14 protein-coding genes and 1 riboswitch are annotated in these 23,216 nt (G+C 72.8%); of the genes, 7 read left to right on the top strand and 7 right to left on the bottom strand.

From position 1 onward, the window contains the following. Positions 1–149: 149 nt before the first annotated feature. Positions 150–1,394, bottom strand: coding sequence for a serine hydrolase domain-containing protein (locus ABD330_RS22580; protein ID WP_344467755.1), 1,245 nt, complete (start codon positions 1,392–1,394; stop codon positions 150–152). A gap of 313 nt (positions 1,395–1,707) precedes the next feature. Between ABD330_RS22580 and ABD330_RS22575 the strand changes: the two genes are divergently transcribed. Together ABD330_RS22575 and ABD330_RS22570 are read left to right on the top strand one after the other, a co-directional pair. Beyond that, on the top strand, positions 1,708–5,556 hold the full coding sequence (locus ABD330_RS22575) for a DUF6531 domain-containing protein (RefSeq protein WP_344467754.1): 3,849 nt from the start codon (positions 1,708–1,710) through the stop codon (positions 5,554–5,556). 14 nt (positions 5,557–5,570) lie between these two features. After that, positions 5,571–6,086 (top strand): hypothetical protein, encoded by a 516-nt coding sequence (locus ABD330_RS22570; RefSeq protein ID WP_344467753.1) that lies wholly within the window; start codon positions 5,571–5,573, stop codon positions 6,084–6,086. A 25-nt stretch (positions 6,087–6,111) separates the two neighbouring features. Here ABD330_RS22570 and ABD330_RS22565 read toward each other — a convergent pair whose 3' ends face one another. The 6 genes from ABD330_RS22565 to ABD330_RS22540 all read right to left on the bottom strand — a co-directional run bounded on the left by ABD330_RS22565 (position 6,112) and on the right by ABD330_RS22540 (position 12,874). Further along, positions 6,112–8,676, bottom strand: a complete 2,565-nt coding sequence (locus ABD330_RS22565; RefSeq protein ID WP_344467752.1) for a helix-turn-helix domain-containing protein — start codon at positions 8,674–8,676, stop codon at positions 6,112–6,114. Between the two features lie 58 nt (positions 8,677–8,734). Continuing rightward, positions 8,735–9,556, bottom strand: coding sequence for a helical backbone metal receptor (locus ABD330_RS22560; RefSeq protein WP_344467759.1), 822 nt, complete (start codon positions 9,554–9,556; stop codon positions 8,735–8,737). A gap of 150 nt (positions 9,557–9,706) precedes the next feature. Continuing rightward, positions 9,707–10,843 (bottom strand): Nickel transporter NicT, encoded by a 1,137-nt coding sequence (nicT, locus tag ABD330_RS22555; RefSeq protein WP_344467751.1) that lies wholly within the window; start codon positions 10,841–10,843, stop codon positions 9,707–9,709. Positions 10,844–10,901: 58 nt separating this feature from the next. After that, positions 10,902–11,115: riboswitch (cobalamin riboswitch) on the bottom strand. A gap of 232 nt (positions 11,116–11,347) precedes the next feature. Further along, the gene (locus ABD330_RS22550; protein WP_344467758.1) at positions 11,348–11,557 is read right to left on the bottom strand and encodes a cytochrome P450; all 210 of its coding nucleotides are present in this window, start codon (positions 11,555–11,557) and stop codon (positions 11,348–11,350) included. Position 11,558: 1 nt separating this feature from the next. After that, positions 11,559–11,714: a hypothetical protein gene (locus ABD330_RS22545; RefSeq protein ID WP_344467750.1), complete on the bottom strand. Its 156-nt coding sequence runs from the start codon at positions 11,712–11,714 to the stop codon at positions 11,559–11,561. A 26-nt stretch (positions 11,715–11,740) separates the two neighbouring features. Beyond that, on the bottom strand, positions 11,741–12,874 hold the full coding sequence (locus ABD330_RS22540) for a selina-4(15),7(11)-diene synthase (protein ID WP_344467749.1): 1,134 nt from the start codon (positions 12,872–12,874) through the stop codon (positions 11,741–11,743). Positions 12,875–13,512: 638 nt separating this feature from the next. On the opposite strand from ABD330_RS22540, the gene ABD330_RS22535 reads away from it, so the two are divergent. From ABD330_RS22535 to ABD330_RS22515, 5 genes are all read left to right on the top strand, one after another. After that, on the top strand, positions 13,513–14,715 hold the full coding sequence (locus ABD330_RS22535) for an MFS transporter (RefSeq protein WP_344467748.1): 1,203 nt from the start codon (positions 13,513–13,515) through the stop codon (positions 14,713–14,715). Positions 14,716–14,814: 99 nt separating this feature from the next. Then, positions 14,815–15,276 carry a MarR family winged helix-turn-helix transcriptional regulator gene (locus tag ABD330_RS22530; protein ID WP_344467747.1) on the top strand — a complete coding sequence of 154 codons (462 nt, stop codon included), beginning with the start codon at positions 14,815–14,817 and terminating at the stop codon, positions 15,274–15,276. Between the two features lie 1,010 nt (positions 15,277–16,286). Continuing rightward, a complete protein-coding gene (locus ABD330_RS22525) occupies positions 16,287–17,498 on the top strand; it encodes an IS701 family transposase (protein ID WP_344467746.1) in 1,212 nt (403 codons plus the stop codon). Next, a complete protein-coding gene (locus ABD330_RS22520) occupies positions 17,495–18,508 on the top strand; it encodes a ParB/RepB/Spo0J family partition protein (RefSeq protein ID WP_344467745.1) in 1,014 nt (337 codons plus the stop codon). The genes ABD330_RS22525 and ABD330_RS22520 overlap by 4 nt, the downstream gene beginning before the upstream one ends. A 626-nt stretch (positions 18,509–19,134) precedes the next feature. Next, positions 19,135–23,088: an ACP S-malonyltransferase gene (locus tag ABD330_RS22515; protein ID WP_344467744.1), complete on the top strand. Its 3,954-nt coding sequence runs from the start codon at positions 19,135–19,137 to the stop codon at positions 23,086–23,088. The last annotated feature ends 128 nt before the right edge of the window (positions 23,089–23,216 follow it).

Below are 23,216 nucleotides of genomic sequence, written 5' to 3'. Positions count from 1 at the left end.
AGAGCACGCACCGTGGGGGCACCTCCCGGCCGAAGGCTGGGGGAGCCGCGCCGCCGCCCTTCGGGCGACGACGGGGGTTTGACGACAGGCCCTAGCGAGCCTTCCGGGGGCCGGCCGTGGCAGCGCGCGCCACGGCCGGTGCGGCGGGGTCAGCCCTCGGCCGGGAGGTCGTAGACGTGGTCCGGGGTGACGACGGAGGTGACGGCCTTGGCGAAGAGGGTGCTCGGTTCGGAGCCGTCGTGCAGGATGTCGGTGTTGAGCATGACCACCATCGTGGCCTTCTCCTCCGGGAGGTACATCGTCACGGTCTCGTAGCCGGGCAGCGAGCCGTTGTGCCCGACCCAGCCGTGGGTCCGGAAGAGGCCCAGCCCGTACCCCGCGTCGTCGAAGCCGGGGACCGGCACGAACTTCTCCCGCTGCGCCTGGGTGGCGGGGGAGAGCAGGGTGCCGGTGGCGGCCACCTTGGCCCAGTGGTGCAGGTCGTGCAGGTCGGAGATCATCGCGCCGGCCGCCCAGGCCCAGCTCGGGTTCCAGTCGGTGGTGTCGGCGACCGCGCCGGTCAGCGTCTGGTTGGTGTACCCGTGCGCGTGCGGCTCGGGGAACTCGGCGCCCTGCGGAAACAGGGTGTGGTGCAGGTGGGCCGGCTCGGTGACGCGCCGGTGGATGAACTCGGCGAGCGGCATGCCGCCGAGCTTCTCCACGAGCAGGCCGAGCAGGATGTAGTTGGTGTTGGAGTACTGGAACTGGGTGCCCGGGGCGAAGACGTTGTCGTGGCGGAAGGCGTACGCCAGCAGCTCCTGCGGGGTGAACGGGCGGTTCGGGTCGGTGAACAGGGCCTGTTGGAAGCCCGGGTCGAAGCTGTACGAGTACAGGCCGCTGCGCATCTCCGCCAGCTGGCGGACGGTGATGTGCTCGCCGTCGGGTACGCCGTCGAGGTAGGTGGAGATCGGGTCGTCCAGCCCGACCAGCCCGTCGTCGACCAGCTCCAGGACGGCGGTGGCGGTGAACATCTTGGTCTCGCTGCCGATCCGCTGGTTGAAGTCGGGCCGCATCGGCGCGCCGGTCGCGGTGTCGGCCACCCCGGACGACCTCACGTAGCTGCCCCGGCCGGGGAGCCACAGGCCGACGGTCACGCCGGGGACCCCGGTCTCCCGGAGGGTCCGCTCGATCGCCTCGTCGAGGCGGGACACCGTCGCGGGATCCAGGCCCTGGGGCGGGCAGTCGTCGGCCGACAGGTCGGCGGACGGGTCGGCGGCCGCGGCCCTCGGCAGGGCGGCTCGGGCGGTCCGGGCGCCCGGGGCGGCCTGGGCTGCGGGCGCGGTCAGGGCGAGGGGGGCCAGGGTGGAGAGGGCGAGCAGGGCGGTGGCGAGTCGGCGGGCGGGGGCACGGCGCATCGGGCACGTCTCTTCCGGGGTGAGGGGACCTTGCCGGACAACGTCACCATCCGCCCCGGCCCCGGACCCGGTGTCCGCGGACACCGCCCGGCGAGTCCACCCGTACGGACCCGGCGCCGGTCCGTGGGCGAAGGCCGGTAGCCCCGTTTCAGGGTGACCCGTTCAAGGTGACCATAGGATGAGCCTTCGGTTGCCGGATCGGTACTGTCGACATCGGGGGGCGAGTGGCGATGGAGTCGCGGATCCCGCACGATCGCGCCGGGACGGCGGCCGGGTACGCGTGCCGGGCCGGACTCGTGGGGGTGGGCTTCGAATGAGCAACCAGATCGTCAGGGCGCTGGAGCAGGGGGCGGAGAAGCTCGGCAAGACGCTGGGCGAGGACGCCGGCAAGGCCGTCGAGGACTTCTACCGCTCGACCGGGACCAACCTGAAGAAGGTGGCGGAGAACACCGCCGAGGCCGATGCCAAGCACGCCGCCGAGTTCGACAAGGTCCTGCACGGCGGCGAGAAGGACATGCCCCACGGGCCGCGCGGGGCGGGCGGGCCCGGCCGGCCGGGGAAGGGTGAGCCGTCGCTGGGCGGCGCCGCCCGGCCGGGCCAGCCGTCGGAGGGCAACCGCAGGTGCACGAAGGCCGGCGACCCGGTGGACGTGGTCTCCGGTCAGATGATCACCTCGGCGGTCGATCTCGACCTGCCCGGCCTGCTGCCCCTGGTGGTGCAGCGGTCGTACGCCTCCGGCTACGGGCAGGGACGCTGGTTCGGACCCGGCTGGTCCTCGACGCTGGACCAACGGGTGCAGATCGACGACGAGGGGATCCACTACGCCGGGGAGGACGCCCAGGTCCTGCACTACCCGCACCCCGCCCGGCCGGGTGCGCCGGTGCTGCCGACCGCGGGCGCGCGCTGGCCGCTGACCTGGGACCAGGACACCGACACCATCCGGATCGAGGACACCGAGACCGGCTGGACCCGCCACTTCGCCCCCGTGCCCGCGCCGGAGCGGACCCGCCCGATCAGCCTGCTGACCGACCGCAGCGGCCACCGGATCGACTACCGCTACGACGACGGCGGGCTGCCGACCGGGATCCAGCACGCCGGCGGCTACCGCGTGGCGGTCGACGTCGTGCACACCGCCGCGGGCCCCCGGATCGAGGCCCTGCGGCTGCTCGACGGCACCAACCAGCGGCTCGGCACCACCGTGGTGGCCTACGGCTACGACGCCCGCGGCAGGCTGGCCGAGATCACCGACTCCAGCGGCGCCCCGCTGGTCTACGGCCACGACGCCGAGGACCGGCTCACCTCGTGGACCGACCGGAACGGCTTCTGGTACGCCTACGAGTACGGCCCCGACGGCCGGGTGGCCCGTGGACACGGCTCGGACGGCACGCTGACGGCCGCCTTCGAGTACGACGACGGCAACCGGGTGACCACGGTCACCGACAGTCTCGGCCGGCGCACGCGCTACCACCACGACCGGTACGGCCACCTCACCAGGACCGTCGACCCGGCCGGCCACGCCGTCCTCACCGAGCACGACCCCCACGGCAACCTGCTGTCCCACACCGACGAACTGGGCCACACCACCCGCTACACCCTCGACGGCCTCGGCGACGTCATCCGGATCGACCGGGCCGACGGCAGCACGATGTCGGTGTACTACAACGAACTGCGGCTGCCGATAAGGGTGGTGGCCGCGGACGGCGCCGTCTGGCGCTACAGCTACGACCCGGACGGCAACCTCCTCGCCACCACCGACCCGCTCGGCGCGGTGACCCGCTACGGCTACGACGAGCGCGGGCACCGGACGTCCCGGGTCGATGCGCTCGGGCACACGACCGGCTACCGGACGGACGGCGCGGGCCTGGAGATCGAGGCGACCGCCGCGATGGGCAACACCGTCCGGGTGGAACGCGACGCCTTCGGCCGGGTGGTGGCCATCGCCGACCCGGTCGGCGGCACCGTACGGCAGGGCTGGACGGTGGAGGGCAGCCCGCTGTGGCGGGTGACGGCCGACGGCGCCCGCGAGGAGTGGGAGTACGACGCCGAGGGCAACCTGACGGCCCACCGGGATCCGGCGGGCCACACCACCACCTTCGAGTACGGCCCGTTCGACCTGCCCACCGCCCGGACCGACCCGGACGGGCAGCGCTACACCTTCACCCACGACGGCGAGCTGCGCCTGCGCGCGGTCACCAACCCGGCCGGGCTGACCTGGAGTTACGAACTCGACGAGACCGGCTGCCTGGTCGGCGAGACCGATTTCAACGGCCGGACCCTGCGCTACCGCAGCGATCCCACCGGGCGGCTGGTCGAGCGCACCAACGGCGCGGGCCAGACCCTCACGCTCACCCGGGACCCGCTCGGCCGGGTCGTCACCAGCACCACGGGCGACGGCGTCACGGGTGACGGGGCTACAGGTGACGGCAGCACCACGACCTTCTCCTACGACCCCGCCGGACGCCTGCTCCGCGCCGCGGCCCCGGACAGCGTCCTGGAGTACACCCGGGACGCCCTCGGCCGGATCGTCGGCGAAGCGGTGGACGGGCACTCCCTGACCAGCGAGTACGACCTGCTGGGCCGGCGCGTCCGCCGGGCCACGCCGACCGGCGCGGTGTCGCTGTGGACGTACGACCCGAACGGCCTGCCGGCCGGCCTGGCGACCATCGGCGGCGGGCTGTCCTTCCAGTACGACCAGGCCGGCCGGGAGACCACCAGGACCTTCGGCGAGGGCTCGGCCCTGACCCAGAGCTGGGACAGCGCGCACCGGCTGGTCGGACAGGCCATCTGGGCCAAGGACGCGGCCGAGCCCGCCACCGGGTACCGGCAGTTGCAGTCCCGCAGCTACACCTACCGCGCGGACGGCCACCCCACCGAGATCGCCGACCAGCTCGCCGGCACCCGCCGCTTCGAACTCGACCCGGCCGGCCGGGTCACCGCCGTCCACGCCACGGCCTGGACGGAGTCGTACGCCTACGACGCGCTCGGCAACCTGGCACACGCGGCCTACCCGGCGGCGGACGACGACACCCAGGGCGGCCGGGAGCACACCGGGACCCTGATCCGCCGCGCCGGCCGCACCAGGTACGAGCACGACGGGCAGGGCCGCGTCGTCCGGGCCGTCCGGCGCACCCTGTCCGGCCTGGAGAAGGAGTCCCGGTACACCTGGGACGCCGAGGACCGGCTGACCGAGGCGACGACGCCGGACGGCACGGTCTGGCGCTACCGGTACGACGCGCTCGGCCGCCGGCTCGCCAAGACACGGCTCGCCGAGGACGGCTCGGTCGCGGAACGGACGGTGTTCAGCTGGGACGAGGCCACCCTGGCGGAGCAGCGGACCACCCTGCCCGGCACCCGCCGGTCGACCACCTGGGACTGGGACCCGGGCACCCACCGGGCCACGGCCCAACTCGACCGCACCTGGCGGACGGACGGCGACCAGGCCGAGACCGACCGCCGCTTCCACGCGATCGTCACCGACCTGGCCGGCACACCCACCGAGCTGGTCACCCTCGACGGCCGGATCGCCTGGCGGGGCGTCAGCACCCTCTGGGGCCGGCCGGTCGGCGGCGCGGACGCTCCGACGGTGGCCTGCCCGCTGCGCTTCCCGGGCCAGTACCACGACGTGGAGACCGGGCTCGACTACAACATCGCCCGGTACTACGACGCGGACACCGCGGGCTATCTCTCGCCCGACCCGCTCGGCCTCCGGGCGGCGCCCAATCAGCACAAGTACGTCGACAACCCGCTCTGGTGGATCGACCCGCTCGGCCTCAAGGGCAAGAAGGTCAAGCGGACGTACGACGACTCGGAGTACGACAAGCACGGCAGCGGTTCCAGCTCCTCCGGCAAGGGCGAGGTCAGCCGTGCGCCGAAGGACGGCCAGGCGGCGCTGGACCGGTCCATCGACCTGGACCCGAGCAACCCGAACGTGACCCGCCGGCTCGGTGTCGACCACGGCAACAACGAGATCGTGGTGCTCGACCGGCACCGTGAGGTCGCGGACAAGGACGGGAACGTGATCGAGGAGATCTACCATGGCCATGTCCAGTCGAAGTACCCGTCCCCGAGTGTGACGCAGGGTGACCTGACCAAGCTCAAGAAGGCCGGGATGATCGACAACATCAAGAAGCAGCGGGTGCAGCCGCCGCCCTGCGAGGAGTAGGAGCCCGGGCCGAGATGTCGCAGCGCTTCGAGGGAGCCGAGGGAGCCGGTGGGGCCGGTGGGGCCGGCGGGTCCGAGGGGGCCGGCCGCAGCAGCGGCGGCGGGGCCGGTGAACTGGCGGCCGTGGACGCCGCGTTCGACCGGGGCGATCCGGAGGTCGGTACGGCGGTCGTCCGGCTGGTGCTGGGCCGTGGGGACTTCGACGCCGTGGCGCCGCGGGTCGAGCGCGCCCTGCGGGCCGAGCAGGTCGAGGTCCGCCGGCTCGGGTACGTCGCCGCGGGCGACCTCGCGCGGCTGTCCGGGGGGCTCAGCCCCGAGATCTACCGTTTGCTGCGCGAGGAGGGGCTCGGCGGGATCGCGGACACGGCGGTCAAGGACGTCCTGACCTTCGTCCCGTTCCGGCGGCTCCCGCCGTGGTTCCAGTGGACCTTCCTCCGCCGCTGGGTCGTGAACGCGGTGGAAGGCCGCTGGCTGTCGCTCGTGGACGGCCTGGAGACCCTGCGCGACCGTTTCACCGGGAACCGCAGGTAGCCCGTCCGCGCGGGCGCCGTCGCCGTCAGCCGTCCGGGGCGGTACCGCCCGGCCCGGCCGCCGGCCCGAGGAGGGGCTGCTCCCCGGCGGCGCCGGTGCTCCCGGTGGGCAGGGCGAGGCTGACCGGCCGGTAGTTGGCGTGCCGGCCGCGGAACGAGCGGCCCAGGTGGTGCTGGAGCCGGAGGTGGCGGAACTGGTGGACGGCGCCGGTCTGGCGGAGCACTCCCCGGCGGTAGGCGTCGTCGAGGAAGGCGACGGTGTCCCAGGGCAGCTTGCCGGTCAGCGGCAGCCAGATGCGGGACAGCACCACCCACTGCCCCCAGGCGGTGAACGAGAGCGCGTACGCGAGCGAGCCGCCGAGGCCGCCGACCGTCCCGATCAGGAGCCCGTCCGAGAGCTCCCAGTTCATCGGCCCGAGGAGCCCTTGCAGCAGGCAGACGACCAGGTGCCCGCCGAGGCCGATCGCCAGGGCGAGCATCGGCGCCAGGACCAGGACCTGCCGGCTCACCGTCGCGCGGTTCGAGGAGATCAGGCCGACCGGGGTGGCCGCCGAGGTGACGTCCAGGGGCGCTTCGAGCGCGGCCAGCAGCCCGAAGACCACCCCGGCGCCCGCGCCGAAGATCAGCCCGAAGACCAGCATGTTGATCAGCGTGCCCTGGATCACCTGGCCGTTCGTGAGCGGGATCCCGTAGTACAGCGCGCGTTCGAGGGTGAGGGCGCTCGCGGAGCCGACCCCCATCACGAAACCGCCCACCAGGACGACCCCGAACCGGGCGGCGAAGGTGCGCAGCGGTCTGCGGCCGACGCCGCTGCGGGTGCCGGGCAGCCGCAGCCGTACGCGGGTCGGCTCGAAGGCCGCACCGCCGAGCGCGGCCACGACCCCGTACACGGAGCCGAACGCGAGACCGGCCGCCGGCCCCATCAGGGCACCCTCCAGGATGACCTCGCCCACCGGGAGGCGGGAGGTGAACAGACAGGCGAGCAGGCCGACGAGCCACTCGGCCCCGGACACGCACAGCGTGGACACCACCACGACGGCCAGGACACGGGTCAGGAGCGGCAGCGAGTCGCCGATCTGCCACCAGGCGAGGTCCTGCCGGTCGCGGTCGAGCCGGACCAGGTGGTGGGCGAGGTAGCCGAGCCAGCGCTCGGCCCGCTCCGGGTCCCGGTCCCGCTCCCGGTGCCGGTGGCCGCCCGCGAGCCGCTCGGGGACGCGGCGCCGGTAGACCGTCGGCACGAAGCCCGCCAGCAGGTGCTCCTCCAACGAGTGCTCGTTGGGGAACCGGTCGGTGTCCAGCAGTTCGGCCGGATCCCGGTCGGACGTCTCGCTGTACATCGTCCGCGCCAGGACGACCATCAGCGGGGTGGTCAGCACCGCGGTGAGGTGCGCGCTCGCCGGTGTCCCCCGGGCGCTCAGCCGCTCCAGGACGACTGCCCAGACCGCCTCGCTGCCGGCCGGGTGGGCGCCCGGGTGAGTGCCCGGGTGGGCGGCGGGCCGGGCGGTCCGGGGCAGGTAGTCCACCAGGTCGTCGAGGGTGAGGTCGGTGAGTTCGATACCGGCGGCCCAGACCAGCGGCGCACGTGCCGCCTGGACCGCCTCGGCGAACTCGCCGCGCCGGCTGGTCAGCACGAGCGGCAGCGAGGTGGCGTTCAGCGCCTCCAACGCCTCCCGGCGCAGGCCTTCGGCGATCTCGTCGAACCCGTCCAGCACCGGCAGGACGAGGTCGGCGTCGACCAGCGCGGCGGCCAGCGTCGACCCGTTGGGGGCCCGGCGGGTCAGGTGCGGGTGGTCCCGCAGCAGCCGGTCGACCAGCCAGTCGCGCAGCGCGGTGGTCGTCGGGTCCCAGGAGCCGAGACTGAAGATCACCGGGACCCGGTCGGCAGGCGCCGGGACCGCCAGGTAGTCCAGCACGAACCTGATCGTCAGGATCGACTTGCCCGAACCGGCCCGGCCGAGCACCACCAACCGCCCGGAGGATATCCGCCGGTAGACCTCGGCCACACTGCGCAGGTCACCGCTCAGGTCCATCCGCTGCGAAGCGGCTCCCGCCGGGAGGCGCTGGATGTTCGCCGCATGGTCCGTCAGGTGCGGGGGTACCTGCTGCCACCGCACCGGCAGCGGGAACGGATCATGGACCCGGCGCTGCTCCTCCTCGCGCTGCCAGCGGCGCCTGACCTCCTGCGCCAGCTCCTCGGCGGCGTCGGCGAGCGCCCCGAGGATCCGCGGCTGCGGTGCCGGGGCGGCGACGGGGAGCGGAGCGGGGGGCGGTTCGGGAAGCGGTTCGGGGAGCGGGTCCTCGGGCGGTGCGGGCGCCGCGAGGGGCGCGGGCGGTTCGGCCGGCGCGGGCGGGGCGGACGCTTCGGGGGGTGTGTGCGCGAACGCGGCCGCCAGCAGTCGGCGGTCCTCGGGCCCGAGCTCCAGAGCGGCCGCAAGCTGGTTCAGCGTCCCCCGGCGGTTGTCGTTGGACTTGCCGGTTTCGAGTCTGCGGATGGTCCGGACACTCACCCCGGAGCGCTCCGCCAGCTCCTCCTGCGTCAACCCCGCCTGGGCCCGCAGCCGCCGCAGCAGCGTGCCGAGCTGATCCGCCACTTCGAACACCCTTTCCACAGCCGAGCGCGGCCGCCGGAGAGCCTACCGTGACGATCGGTCAGCCGTGCCGACCGCCCCGGGCACGGGAACCGCGCACCCTGGGGCCTGTCTCGTCATTCCCGCCCGGTCCGGCGCGCAGCCCGGCGCCCAGGACGGCGGGTGCCTCGGCGAGGGAGGGCCCGTACCAGGTGAGATGACGGCCGCTCAGCAGGGCGCAGGGGATCCCGGGGAAGGCCTCCGGTCCGTCCTGCGGGGTGAACCGGTAGGGCTCGTCGGGCAGGACGACCAGGTCGGGGCGGGCCGCGCGCAGGTCGGCGAGGGCCACCCGGGGGTAGCGCTCCGGGTCCTGCGCCAGCAGGTTGTCGACGCCGAGCCGGGCCAGCAGGTCGCCGGCGAAGGTGTCGCGTCCGAGCACCATCCAGGGCCGGCGCCAGATCGGCACGACCGCCCGCGCGCGCCGTCCGGGAGGGCCGGGAGGGCCGGGAGGGCCGGGCGCGGCCCAGGCCGCCTCGGCCCGGTCGAGCCAGGCGGGGCGCGGCAGCTCGCAGCCGACCGTGAGCAGGCGGTCCAGCGAGTTGAAGGCCTGGTCGAGGGTGCGGATCACGGTCACCCAGACCGGGATCCCGGCCTCGCGCAGGGCGGCGAGGTCGGGGAGGCGGTTCTCCTCCTCGTTGGCGACCACCAGGTCGGGGGCGAGGGCCGCGATCCGGGCGGTGTCCGGGTTCTTGGTGCCGCCGATCCGCACCACCTCCAGCCCGGCCGGATGGGTGCACCAGTCGGTGGCGCCGACCAGCAGGCCGGGCGCGGTCGCCTCGACCGCCTCGGTCAGCGACGGGACGAGGGAGACGATCCGGCGTACCGGGCCGAGCCGGACCGGCAGCCCGAGGTCGTCGTACGCCTCGCGGATCTCCGGGCGGGGCGGGGGCTCATGTGTACGGTCCACCGGACCACCGTAGCCGCCGCGCCGCCGTACCGGGACGCGCCCGGAGCCCCGGCCGTGCCGGACGCGCGGCGTGGTGGTGGCGGTCCGTCAGCCGGCCTGCTGGGCGGCCTTCTCGCTCCAGCGGTTCTCGACCTTCGCGAAGCGCCAGTAGCCGAGCGCGCAGGCCCAGACGACGACGAACAGGCCGACGATGATGAACCCGATGTTGTTCAGGTCGATGCCGGAGATCCAGCCGGAGACCGGGTCGGTCAGGTCGAGCTGCTCGTGCAGCACGCCGACCAGCTCGATGGTGCCGATGAAGAACGCCACCGCGATGGACAGGCCGGTGATGGTGAGGTTGTAGTACACCTTGCGGGCCGGGTTGGAGAACGCCCAGTTGTAGGCGAAGTTCATGAAGGTGCCGTCGAGGGTGTCGAACAGGCTCATGCCGGAGGCGAACAGCAGCGGCAGGCACAGGATGGCGTACCAGGGCAGGCCGGCGGCGGCGCCGCTGCCGGCCATGACCATCAGGGTGACCTCGGTGGCGGTGTCGAAGCCGATGCCGAAGAGCAGGCCGATCGGGAACATCTGGCCCGGGCGGGTGATGGACTTGGTGAGGCGGCCCAGGATGCGGTTCATGAAACCGCGGCCGTCCAGGTGCTTCTCCAGCTCGTGCTCGTCGAACTGCCCGGCCCGCATCGCCTTGAACACCCGGTAGATCCCGGCCAGCGAGACCAGGTTGAGGGCCGCGATCAGGTAGAGGAAACCGCCGGAGACGCTGGTGCTGACCACGCCCAGGAGCTTGTGGGCGCTGGAGTCGTCGTTGGTGAGGGTGCCGACCACCTTGGCCCCGGTGGCGACGAGTCCGGCCAGCACGACCACGATGCTGGAGTGGCCGAGGGCGAACCAGAAGCCCACCGAGATCGGGCGCTTGCCGTCGGCCATCAGCTTGCGGGTGGTGTTGTCGATGGCGGCGATGTGGTCGGCGTCGAAGGCGTGCCGCATGCCCAGGGTGTAGGCGGTGATGCCCAGGCCCACGCCGAAGGCCTGGCTGCCGACGGAGTAGTGGTGCGGGGCGACCATGGTGATCAGCACGGTGAACGCCACCACGTGCATGGCCAGGATGACCGACATCAGCCCGCCGGTGCGTATCCAGTCCCGTCTCTGCCAGCGCGGGGCGGCCGTGGCGCCCGGCTTCGGCGGTGCGGTCGCGGGCGGTGTCGCAGTGTTTTCGGGCAGGGTCATCTCAGGGCAGCCTCTCCAGCACCTCGATGGGGGCACCCCCGGCCGAAGGCCGGGGGAGGTTTCGTGCGGTGCCGTGGCCGGTCTCCTGGCTGACGGGTCGAATGTCTCGCCCGCCCGGCCTTCCCAGGCGCGCAGAGGCGCCCAGTGGCCGCCCGCCGTCGCCGGCGGGGGTGGTGGGGAGACTTCCCGATCACAGTGGCGAGGGCCGCTCCGGACTCCTGTGCAAGCACAGTGCACCGGTCTTCCCGAACACCACGGCGGGGAACACCGTAGGGCCCAGCCCGGTCCGGCCACAAGCCTGCACAGTTACGCAGGTGTCGTAGATCACGTGCTCAGGGGCGTGCGGGGGGAGCGCGCGGCCGGTTTCCGCGCCGCACGCTCCCCCTGTCGGAGGTTCAGCTCCCGGCCGGCCGCCCGTGCGCGCTCGGCCCAGCGGGTGACGGGCGGGACGGTGAGGCCGGTGACGGCGAACAGCGTGCCCAGGGCGATCCAGCCCGGCCGTCCTCAGGTCAGGCACAGCACGGCCAGGACGACCGGGGAGGCCGTCCGGGTGGGGCATCGTCGCGAGCGCGGCCCGGGTGGTGTGGCCCGGGTGGTGCGGCCCGGGACCGGGCGCCGCCGCCGGCGCTGGAGGACGGTGGCGAGCGTGATGGCCGTCCCGGCGCGGGCGAAGGCGTCGCCGATGCACTGGCGGCTGCCCGTGCCGAACGGGATGTCAGAGGATCTGCATGCCGCCGGCCGAGACCCGGACGAGCTCGCCGCTCCGGCGGAGCGACTTGACGAACGAGAGCGGGTCCCGCATCAGCGGCAGGGCGTGGCCGAGGAGCGGGAGCCCCTTGGGAGCACGGGGGAGGGAGTGGAGAGGCGCCACTGCGGCGTCCCTTCCGCCGTGGCGCGCTATGCGGAGCGCAGTGCCGCGGGGTCGTGGTCCGGGAGGGCGAACAGCGCGCCGGTGCGCCGGTCGAAGCGGGCGGTGTCGTCCTTGGGGAGCAGGCTCCACCACCAGGAGATCACCGGTATGTCCAGGGGCAGTTGGCTGTCGTCGGTGGGCGTCGCGGTGAAGGCGGCGGGCAGCCCGGCCGGATCGTCCGGCGTGGTGTAGCGCAGCGAGCTGATGCCCCAGTCCTGCGCGCCCCGGATGAAGGTCTCCAGGCCGGCGAGGTACTGCCGCAGCTGCGGGGTGCCCGTCGCGCGCAGGCTCCGGCACAGGCGCTGGAAGAGGCACAGGGTGCGGTCGCGCTGACTGATGGCCAGGTGGACGGCCTGCTCCGGGGTGATGCCGTGGGTGTGCTCCAGGACCCGGATCGCGTTCAGGTAGTACCCGCCGGTACGGCTCTCCTTGTGGTGCGAGAACAGGTCGTTGTCCCAGCAGATGACGAAGTACGCCATCTCGGCGGCCGCCCTGACCTCGCGCCGGTCCCGTTCGTGGCTCTGGAGTTCGTACCCGTGGCCCATCTCCAGCAGGGGCAGCACCACCGAGGTCGCGCCGTTGTACATCCGCATCAGGGCGTAGTCGTCGAGCTCGGGGACGGCCTCCCGGGAGCGGTACTCCGCCTCCCAGCCGACCGACAGGAAGTACTCGCGGAGCGCGTCGATCCAGCGGGTGACCTGGCCGTCCGTTCCGAGCTCGGATATTCGGTGCCGCAGGTCGCGCAGTCCGGCTGCCAGCGGGTCGCCCGGCAGGATCGGCACCTCGGGGTTCTGGGCCACGCGCAGGAGCCTCGACAGTGCGCCGATGAGCTCCCCGGGTCTTCTGCCCAGCTCCCCCTCCTCGCAGAAGCCGTCGTCCACGCCGAACAGCCAGAGCACGAAGTCGGCCATGATCTGGACGACCTCCTCGCGCCCGTCCGGCAGGATCCGGGCGGCGAAGGTGCCGATGCTGTGGGTGACGAGCCGCTCGCGCAGTTCGGGCGAACCGATGTCGAACTTCGCCGCCCAGGCGGTGGTCCGACGGTCGATCACCTCGTGCCGGGGGTGGATGGCGGGAGGGTAGGGGGAGAAGATCGGCGGCACCGTCGTCAGCCCATGCACTGTCCGTCACCTCGGTCGACTAGCAGCCTCCCACCGTTGCCGCCCGGGGGAGTGGTTCCCGTCGTGCGGCCAGTGGATCACGGGCCAATACATCGGTATTTGACCGCGTACGTCAAGGGTGTGATCACGCCAATGGCCAAAAATGGCATGTTCGTGACGACTTCGCTTGATCTTTCGGCACCGCCTTTCACCTGGGCTTATGTACGCGAAGGGCCCGTACCGGACGGACGGTTGGTTCGTACGGGCCCCTGGCGGCCGGGTCGGCGCCGCCACGATCGGGCGGCCGGGTGCCTTCGAGCCTCCCCCTCGGTTCTACTGCCTGCCCCGCGGCCCGGCCCACCCGCCTCGCGGCCTGCTCGCCGCCCGCCTCGCGGCCCCGGCCGACCGCCCAGGTCCTCCCGCCGGGCTGAACCACCGCCCGTCGCAGGCCGCTTGGCACCGGTCCCGAAAAAAATCCGACGGGTCCGGTTGTTTTGATGAATCCCCAGGTCGCGGCGGGTGAGCCGGGCCCTCAAGGGTGCCGTTCGGGCCGGATTCGCCGCTGTGGCAGCACTTATGACGCTTGCATAGATAGCCTACGTACGCAATCATTGCAGACGCCGTATAAAGACAGACGCACTACAACGAAGGGGTTGTTCATGCCTATCGGCCTTCTCGCCTTAGCACTCGGGGGCTTCGGCATCGGGCTCACCGAGTTCGGGATCGTGGGTCTGCTGCCCGAGGTGGCGTCGGACCTCGGGGTCAGTGATCCGGTGGCCGGGTACCTGGTGTCGGGCTACGCGCTGAGCGTGGCGGTCGGAGCCGTCCTGCTGACGGCCGCGATCGCCCGGTTCGACCGGAAGAAGGTGCTGCTCGCGCTGATGACGCTGTTCATCGTGGGCAACCTGATCTCCGCGATCGCGCCGAACTACTCGGTGCTGATGGTGGGCCGGATCGTCGCGGCACTGTGCCACGGTGCGTTCTTCGGCGTCGGCGCGGTGGTCGCCTCCGACATGGTCGCGGAGAACCGCAAGGCCGGAGCCATCTCGCTGATGTTCGGCGGGCTGACGGCGGCCAACGTCCTCGGCGTCCCGCTCGGCACGCTGCTCGGCCAGCACTTCGGCTGGCGCTCGACGTTCTGGGCGATCACGGTCATCGGCGTCATCGCGCTGGCCGGCATCCAACTGCTGGTGCCGCAGACGACGGCACCCGCCCAGACCAGCCTGCGCAACGAGTTCGGCGCGTTCCGCCGCCCGCAGGTCTGGATCTCCCTCGCGATCAGCGTGCTCGCCTTCGGCGGCGTGATCGGCGGGTTCACCTACATCGCGTTCACCCTCACCGAGGTCAGCGGGTTCGCCACCGCCACGGTGCCCTGGCTGCTGGTGCTCTTCGGGGCCGGTACGTTCGTCGGCAACTACTTCGGCGGCAAGGCCGCGGACCGGGCGCTGAACAAGTCCTTGATCGTGATCATGACGCTGCTCACCGGAGTGCTCGCGCTGTTCGCGCTGACGGCGCAGAACAAGGTCATGGCGGTCGTCTCGCTGCTGCTGATGGGCGCGGTCGGGCTGGCCACCGCACCCGGTCTGATGGTGCGGATCATGAAGCACGCCCAGGACGCGCCCACGATGGCCTCCGGTGCCAACATCGCGGCCTTCAACGTCGGCAACGCGATCGGCGCCTGGCTGGGCGGGCTGGCCCTCGCCGCCGGAGCCGGGTACGTCTCACCGCTCTGGGTCGGCGCGGGAGTCACCGCCGCCGGAGTCCTCGTCCTGCTCGCCGGGTCGGTCCGGACGCAGGGTCGGGCCACGGTGCCGGAGGCCGTCGCCGCCCCCGCCCCCGCCCCGGCCGACGTCATGAGCTGAGCCGCCGCCGTCGGACTACCCGCGCAGGCCGACCATTGCCGGCGCGGGTAGTCATCGTGACGCGCTACCGTGGAGGTAGGCCCATCGGAGGAGGAACCCGTGTCGCTGGCTGACGAAGAAGTTGAGGCCCAGGTACACGGGTGGCGGCTGCTTGCGGTACTGCACGCCCGGATCGAGGCGCGACTGGAGCGCGTGCTGCAAGCCCGCCACAAGCTGAGTGTGAGTGAGTACGGGGTCCTGGAACTGCTCTCCCGGCAGGAGGAGTACCACCTGCGGATGGGGCAGTTGGCCACGGCGATGGCGTTGAGCCAGGCCGCGACCACCCGGCTGGTCAGCCGGCTGGAGGACCGCGGTCTGCTGGTCCGATGTCTGTGCCCCGAGGACCGGCGAGGGATCTACAGCGAGGCGACACCGGCCGGGTTCGAACTGCTGGACCAGGCCCGGCCGGACCACAACGCGGTCCTGCGGGAGGCGCTCGCCGAGGCCTCGCTCAACCCGGAGATGGCGCACCTGATCTCCGCGATCGGCGTCGTCGAAGGCAAGTCCCTGATCACCGGGTAGTCCCCGGGGTGCGTCCGTGCCGCCCGCCGACCCGACCGGAGCCACCGTTCGGACCAGTCGGCGGGCGTTTCACGTCCGTACGCCGCCACACCTGAAGAGCCGCCGTCCGGGGCGGCCGAAATATCCGGCCGGGCCGGGGTGCGGCGGGCGGGGCACATGGATTTCCCGGGTGTTTCACACCCTGAATTCCATTCCCTGCCGCCGCGCGGCAGTACCCGGACCCCCAGCCGCCGAGCCGGTCCGGCCGGGCGCGAATTGCGTGGTCACGCCGTGTCCCGAGCCGCCGCCGCACGGGGCCGGCGGCCGTACGGAAGCCGTTCCCGGGGCCGAGGACGGGCTGCTGCGAGCGCGCCGGGTGCCGCTGTGGAACGTCCTCGACAGGAACAGCGGCATCAGTATGTTACTGAACTGTTCCGGCTGAGAAAATTGCCGGACCGGCGAAGTCGAAACTCCTTTGACCGGAATGGGGGAGTTCAAGGGACGGGCGCTCGCCGGCCGGGAGGAGTCGGGTCCTGCGTCGTTCTCCGGCACGGGCTGCTGGGTGATCATGGAGTGCGGCGGGGTTGCCGAGGATCCACTTCTTCCTGCGATGTGCTGCCACGGTGAGCCGATGGGGGGATCGAGCCGGCCGGGGGTGGTGCCGTGCGGCCGTCCGGCGGGGGGCCGGGCGGCCGGTGGTGCCCGTGGTGCGGGAATTTCTCCTGGGTGCCCCTGAGCGGATTGGCGGGCGAGCCGGGCGTGGCCGCCAGAAGAAACAAACCGGATGGTCAGTCAATTGGCATACTGACGGACACCTGATCGGCCGGTCCCGATCGTACTGCGGTTTCGCATAGGTAATGGCTGAGTATCTACCGGCTCACCGAACGTGATCTGCGCAGGTGGGACAGCGACATGGCAAAGTCGGCCGTAAGTCGTCGGACGCATGATCCTTCCACAACATTCGGGGAGGTATTTTTATGGGGTGACTCCGTCATCCGAGTGCGGATGCAGACTGCTGGGGGGAGCGGGAGTTGTACGCACGAAGAGAACACCTGTGGCCCGTTGTCGACGATTCCCTGACGCGGTTCACCGCGGAGGTCTTCGGCTGTCTGCCCCGCACCGACCAGCGCCGGTGGGCGCGCGCCTACCTGAGCGGCCTGCTCAGCGTGGAGGGGAGGAAGAGCCCGCAGCGGATGGCGCGTGCCGTGCCGTCGGCCACCAGCGCCTCGGGAGGGTTGCAGCAGTTCATCAACTCCAGCCCCTGGGAGTGGAGTCCGGCCCGCCGGGTGCTGGCGGACACGGTCGAACGCCTGATGCCGGTGCGGACCTGGACGGTGGGTGTCCTGAACATCCCCAAGCGGGGCACCCGTTCGGTCGGCGTGCACCGCAGGTTCGTCGCGGACTACGGACGCACCGTCAACTCCCAGCTCGGTCTCGGGATGTTCCTCTCCTCCGGCGACAGCACCGTGCCGGTCGACTGGGATCTCTTCCTGGACGGCTCCTGGGCCGAGGACGCCGAGCGCCGCCGCCAGGCCAGGATCCCGGCCGAGGTCGGCGCCCGGCCGCCCTGGACGAGCGTGCTGAAGCTCACCGACACCATGCTGGCGCGCCGTCCCGGGCCGCCGGCCGTCCTCGCGGTCGACCTGCGGACGGTCGCCAACGACGTCAGCCGCCTGGCGGGCGAACTCGCCCTGCGCGGCGTCGACTTCGTCATCGAGGTGAACCCGTCGCAGCGGGTGGCCGTTGCCGTGCCCGCCCGCCCGTCCATCGGCGCGGTCCGGGTCGAGGAGCAGACCACCGTCAGCGAGGTCTGGCGGCACAACCACCTCTGGCTCGCCGCCGCGGGGGCCGACGTCGAGGGCCGGGCCCAGCGCGTCACCGCCTCCGTCCGCTCCATCCAGCTGCCCGGCCCCGAACTCGCCCCACGCTCCCGCCCGCGGCGCTACCGGTTGGTCGCCCAACGCTCCTCGGACGGCCGGCAGCAGCAGCGTTACTGGATCACCAGCATCATGAACCGGCCGGTGGAGGCGGTCCTGGACGCGGCGGGGCAGGTGGCGCGGACCGAGGACGTGCTGCGGCAACTCGCCTTCGACCTGGGCGCGCTGGACTTCGAGGGGCGGTCGTACCCGGGATGGCACCACCACATGACGATGGTCTCGGCGGCCTCCGTCTACCGGACGCTGATCGCCGGGGACGACCGGTGGCAGGCCGGCCTGCCGGCGGCCGGGCGGCGGCCGGCATGAGTGCCGCGGAGCGTCCCGCCGCGGTGTCCCCGGTGGTGGTCACGGTGCCGCTCGGTCTGCTGCGGCCCGGTGAGTCGCCGCGCTCGGGGCGGCCCGACCCGGGCCACGTCCGCCGGTTGATGACGGCCCGCCGGCTGCCGCCGATCACGGTCCACCGGCCCTCCATGCGGGTGATCGACGGCAACCACCGGCTGCACGCCGCGGCCCAGCTCGGCCGCAGCGAGATCGAGGTCCGGTTCTTCGACGGGACGGCCGAGGAGGCGTTCGTGGAGGCCGTCCGGGCCAACGTCGAGCACGGCAGCGCCCTCTCGCGCCAGGAGCGCACGGCCGCCGCGCGGCGGATCATGATGACCCGCCCCGACTGGTCGGACCGCGCGGTGGCCGCCGCCGCCGGGCTGTCGGTGAAGACGGTCGCCCAGGTGCGACGTCGTGCAAGTGACGACATACCGCAGTTGCACACCCGGATCGGTCTGGACGGACGGGTCCGCCCGGTCAACGGAGCCGAGGGCCGTCGGCGCGCCGCGGAGTTCATCCGGACGACCCCCCGCGCCTCGCTGCGCGAGATCGCCGCGGCGGCCGGTGTGTCCACCGGGACGGCCCGGGACGTGCGACGCCGGCTGGACCGGGACGAGGACCCGGTGCCGGCCGGCCTGGGCCCGCCGCCCGCCCGCCGCGCACCCGCCGCCCGCAGCGCCGCACCCCGGCGGATCGCCGCCGCCCGTCCGGTGCCGCCCGCCGCCGAGGGCGGCCCGCTGCCGACGGCGCTCAGGGGCGACGCGCTGCTGCGACTGCGCAAGGACCCCTCGCTGCGCTTCTCCGAGCCGGGCCGGCTGCTGCTGCGCCTGCTCGACAACCGCGCGCTCGCCCGGGGCCTGGGCGAGGTCATGGCGAGCCTCCCGCCGCACAGCCGGGCGGCCGTCGCCGCCGCGGTGCGGGAGTGCGTCCTCGTGTGGGACGTCTTCCTGCGTGAGCTGGACAGTGCCGAGTACGGCGAGGCGGCCGGCGCCTGACGCCCCGCCGGCCTGCCCACCGGTCCCGCTGAGCGGGCCCGTCGAGCCGAGCCCTCCGCCTTGCGGAGGGCTCGGCTCTTGCGCTGTCACGGCCGAATTCCCGCTCCCGGTGTGGCCTGTGTCTCCCGGAGCTGACGGTACGTCCGTTGTTGCACGGACGGACGGACGGGTTAACTCTTCCTCGGAACGAAAGTGGCGGGGGCGACGGCAGTGAACATCGCGATCACTCGGCCCCCGCTGACACACCGGAGTTCGCGCAGAACGGCCGACGGGCGCCTCCCGAAAGCCGGTTGAGCGGCCCGGCCCCGCATTCCGGCTCCCGCCCGGAACCCTCGGCCGCACTTCCACCCGGCTCCGCCGAGGTGTCCAGCCCGTCCTTCCAGCAGCCGTCCCACCTCCCGAGTCCCCCGGGAACACGGACAGCTCCGGCGGCTCCCCTCCCGGCACACCCTCCTGCTCGGCACCCCCTGTCCGGTAGCCCCTGCTCGGCAACCCCTGATGGGCAACCCCCGCCCGGTCTCCCGCTGACCGGTCCGCACCCGGTCCGCACCCGGGGCGACGGGCGCGACGACGAATTCGACGGCATGGCGGTGTTCTTCCGCCCTGGCCAACCTGGAGAGATTTCGATGAAGCTGTGCAACTCCCTTTCCCACGCGAGCTCGTCCCCCTCCCTCCGGGAGCGGTCCCCCCGGAAGGAGCGCGGCCAGGAGCAGCCCGGCCAGGAGCAGTCCGGCCGGGTGGACCTCGCGGCGGACGGCTTCCGCCCGGAGGCCGAGGCGGACCGGCTGGTCGGCTTCTTCCCGGGGCTGGGCAGCCGGGCCGCCTACCAGGGCGTCGGCCGGGCCCTCCTAGACTCCGGGTTCCCGGCGGTGGCCGAGGTCTACCGGGAGGGGGCGCGGGCGCTGGGGTTCCCCGGCCGGCCCGAGAAACTCCTGCTGCTCCCGGAGAACATGCCGGAGGGGAGGGCGGCCCGGCAGGGCTTCGTCGGGGCGGCGTTCCTGGTGCACAACCTGGCTCTGGAAGCCCACCTGCGGGCCGTGGCGCAGGAGCGCGGAGTCCCGCTGGGTTTCGTGGCCTACACGGGCGAGAGCTTCGGCGTGATCGCGGCGGCGGTGGCCGGCGGCGCCCTCTCCGTCGGCGACGGCGTCAAGATCGCGCAGGCGTTCACGCCGCTGGTGATGCTGGCGGCCGAAGGCGGGGACGGCGACGATCCGTTCGCGCGGGAGATCGCCCGCTACCTCCCCGACGACCTGAAGGCCGGGAAGCTGGTGCCGGAGCCGTGCCACGTGGTGGCGCTGCGGGGGGAGCCGGAAGACCTCGGCGAGATCCTGGCGGAGCTCGGGAGGGTCTTCCCGGTGGCGGACGTCGAGGTGCACAAGACGTACTCGCGACGCCAGACGAACGTCTACGTCCGGGTCGGCGCGAAGCCCGGCTTCGACCTGTTCACGGACGGGTTCCCCGCCGTGGTCGCGGAGGAGCTGAAGGCGCCGACGACGTTCCTGGCCCACTCCGCGCGGATGCGGGAGGTCCGCCGCTCGCTGGAGCGGTTCGTGGAGGAGCAGCGGATCGTCTTCGGGCCGCCTCGTACCCCTGTGGTGTCGAACAACGACGCGGGCCTGCTCACGACGGCCGCGCAGGTCCGGAGCGGGGTCCTGGCGATCACCGACGAGGTGATGGCCTCCCGGGCGACGGCCCAGGCCCTGGACGGCCTGAGGCCCGACCTGGTCCTGGAGCTGGGGCTGGGGGGCAAGTCCGTGCAGCTGCTGGCCGACAACGGCGTCGAGGCTCCCGTCACGGCCTACACCGGGACCGCCGAGGAGGCGGACCAGCTGCTCCGAGCCGTGCGGCTGGTGGGTGAACTGAAGGGCGGGCTGGCGAAGTTACGCGCCTCGGGAGACCGGCTGGAGGACCGGCACCACGGCCTGCTGCGGAGTCTGTTCCGGCTGGCGTCGGAGAGCGGCTTCGGCGGGAGGTACCTCTACCGGACCATGCGCCGCGTCATCACCGACGAGATGCTCGGCTCCGAACGGGTAGGGTCACCGGCCTTCTACCAGTTCCTGGAGACCTTCCAGCACACGTACACCCACCGGGACGACATCGACATCGCCGAGGGGGAGCTGGTCCAGCGGGCGCGGCTGAAGAAGCGGACGACCGGGCGGCCCGAGAGCCTGGGGCAGGTCTACGCCGAACTCAGGGTGATCGACGGGGCGGGCGGTGCCGTCGACCGGATCTCGGCGGACACCGGGCAGGCCGAGGTGGTGGTCTTCCACTTCGACCGTCCCGCGGACACCGGCCACGCCGGTCCGGCCGGTGGCAGGCGGCTGCCGCCGGACACGCCGCCGGCCGCCCGCCGGATCCACGACCGGCTGCTGGAGAGCCTGCGGACCGAGGACGGGGTGCTCCCGGCCGGGCCGGGCGACGGTGCCGCCGAGCGGGCTGCGGTCAGCCGGATCACCTACCAGTACGGCCTGTTCCAGCTCCTGCGCCACTACCGCCCGGCCGTGTTCGCGCAGAGCGACCACTACCTCGAAGGGAGCGATCCGCTCGGGTGGCTGGTCGCCCTGGCGGCCTCGGGCGCGGTCCCGCTGCCGGCCGTCGTGGAGTTCCACCGCGCCCGGCTGCGGGCGGGAGCGGGAACCGGTGCGGCGGACCGGGCGCTGGAGCGGATGCTGTCCCTGCTCGGTGACTCCGAGGTGCCGGTCGTCTCGCCGGAGGGCATCCCGCTGCGGTCCAGGAAGGACCTGGAGGCCGCCACCCGCGCGGTCCTGTGCGACGGCGCCCTCGACGCCCCGGTCCGCCGGATCCATCTCAACGGGAACTGCCAGGTCCTCTCGCTCGGATCCGTCCTGGACCCGGCGCGGGTGGACGCGGGGCCGCACCGGACGGACGTCGTCTGTGTGCTCTCCCCGGCCGAGCTGTGGCACAAGCGGCTCAACCCCGCACTGGACGCGTTCGAGGACCGCTCGGTCCTGGCGCTGACCGCCGAGAACGAGCGGGTGCTGCGCCTGGCCCGGAGCCGCCGGATCCTCAGCAGCATGGTCAATGCCTACGTTTCCATCGGCGAGGCGATCGTGGGCTTCGGCAACGGCGGCAGCGAGTCCATGACGGTCTTCCTCCGGAAGGAGGGGGAGGAGCGGATCACCGTCCGCAAGATCCTGAGCGAGGCCCTGACCACGGCCCGCTGGAACCCGCAGGGGGAGGGTGTGATGCTGCCGCCCTTTGCGAAGGCCAAGAAGCAGGCGGAGTACCTCCAGGCCCTGCCGGAGTCCGTCCGGCGCAACTTCCCCGAGGTCTACGAGGTCCTGGAGCGGGACGTCCCGATCCCGCCGCACCTGCGCGAGGACGGCAGGACCGGCTACCGGGAGGTCATCTACGAGATGAGCTACGTGGAGGGGGAGGAGGTCAGCCGGTTCATCGAGAAGCACTCCCCGCCGCCGGCGGTGGTCGCCCGCCTCTACGAGCAGATCTTCCGGGTCCTGAACCGGAACGTGCACAGCGTCGACCGGGTCCCCGCCCCGGGCGGGACGCTGGAGGCCTCCTACTTCAGGAAGATCGAGGACCGGCTGGCCCTCAGCCGGAGCACCGCGCCGCACACTTTCGGCCCGGAGCTGACCGGCACCGAGCGGATCGTCGTCGACGGCGTCCGCTACCTCAACGCGCCGGCCCTGCTGAAGCGGTTCCGCGAGCGCCCGGAGTTCCTGGAGATCCTGGAGCCGCGGGTGCACGCCCTGGTGATGGGCGACACCAACACCGAGAACATCAAGATGGCCGACACCGGACCGCTGCTGCGCGCCCAGCAGCTGATCGAGGCGGGCGCGCCGCGGCAGCGGATCGACGCGGCGCTGGCGGCGATCACGCCGGAGTCCCTCGGGATCAACTTCCTGGACCCGCGCGCCATCGGCTTCCGCAGCGACGGCGGCGACACCCGCGACGACCCGATGTACGACAACAAGCCCTGGCACAACTCCGTCGGCCACTACGACGAGATCCACTACGAGCAGTTCAAGCTGCGGGTCCGGACCGGCCCGGGTCTGACCCCCGCCGTCGACGTCGAGTTCGACGAGGGGAACCCGTACCGGAAGGCGTACCGGGTGCGGGACGTCGAGGCGCGGGGCGGGAAGGTCGACCGGGCGGCCGCCCCGCAGGGCATGGAGGACTACTTCGCGCCCGTGATGACGGCCGTGTACGGCCTGGACGACCCCAAGTCCCGGTACCTGGAGGACGACCCGTACTGGCTCATCCGCTTCGTCTTCATGATGGGCACCCACTTCACCGCGATGCCGCCCTTCCACTTCCAGGCCGAGCTGGACGGGACGCTGACCGACACCTACCGGACCCAGCGCCGGCCGGTGGCGATCTACTGCGAAGGCGTCAAGTGGCTGAACTGGGCGCTGGAGCTGCTGGAGGGGAAGCGGACGGAGTTCCTGGGCCTGCCGGTCCCGGCGCTGCCCCACCTGGCCCAGGTGCCTCCGCAGCGCGCCACCGAGCGCGGGCCGGCGGCCGGTCCGGGCGGTGCCGGGGCCCCAGCCGGCGGCAGCCCGGCCGGCCGGGACGCCGCCAGGCGCCTGGTGGAGGCGTAGCGGCACCCCGCTCCGCCGACGCGCCGCCGGGCCGGACCCCTTGTCGTCACCCCGGCTCGTCGTGACCCCGGCCTGCCGGACCACCGGCGGCCCAACCGTGGCCGGCCGAGCCGATTCGGCCGGCCACC

Source organism: Kitasatospora kazusensis (assembly GCF_039529945.1).
GTDB classification, from domain to species: domain Bacteria; phylum Actinomycetota; class Actinomycetes; order Streptomycetales; family Streptomycetaceae; genus Kitasatospora; species Kitasatospora kazusensis.
The sequence above is the reverse complement of the archived record's forward strand: the minus strand, read 5'-3'. Positions and strand labels throughout refer to the sequence as shown.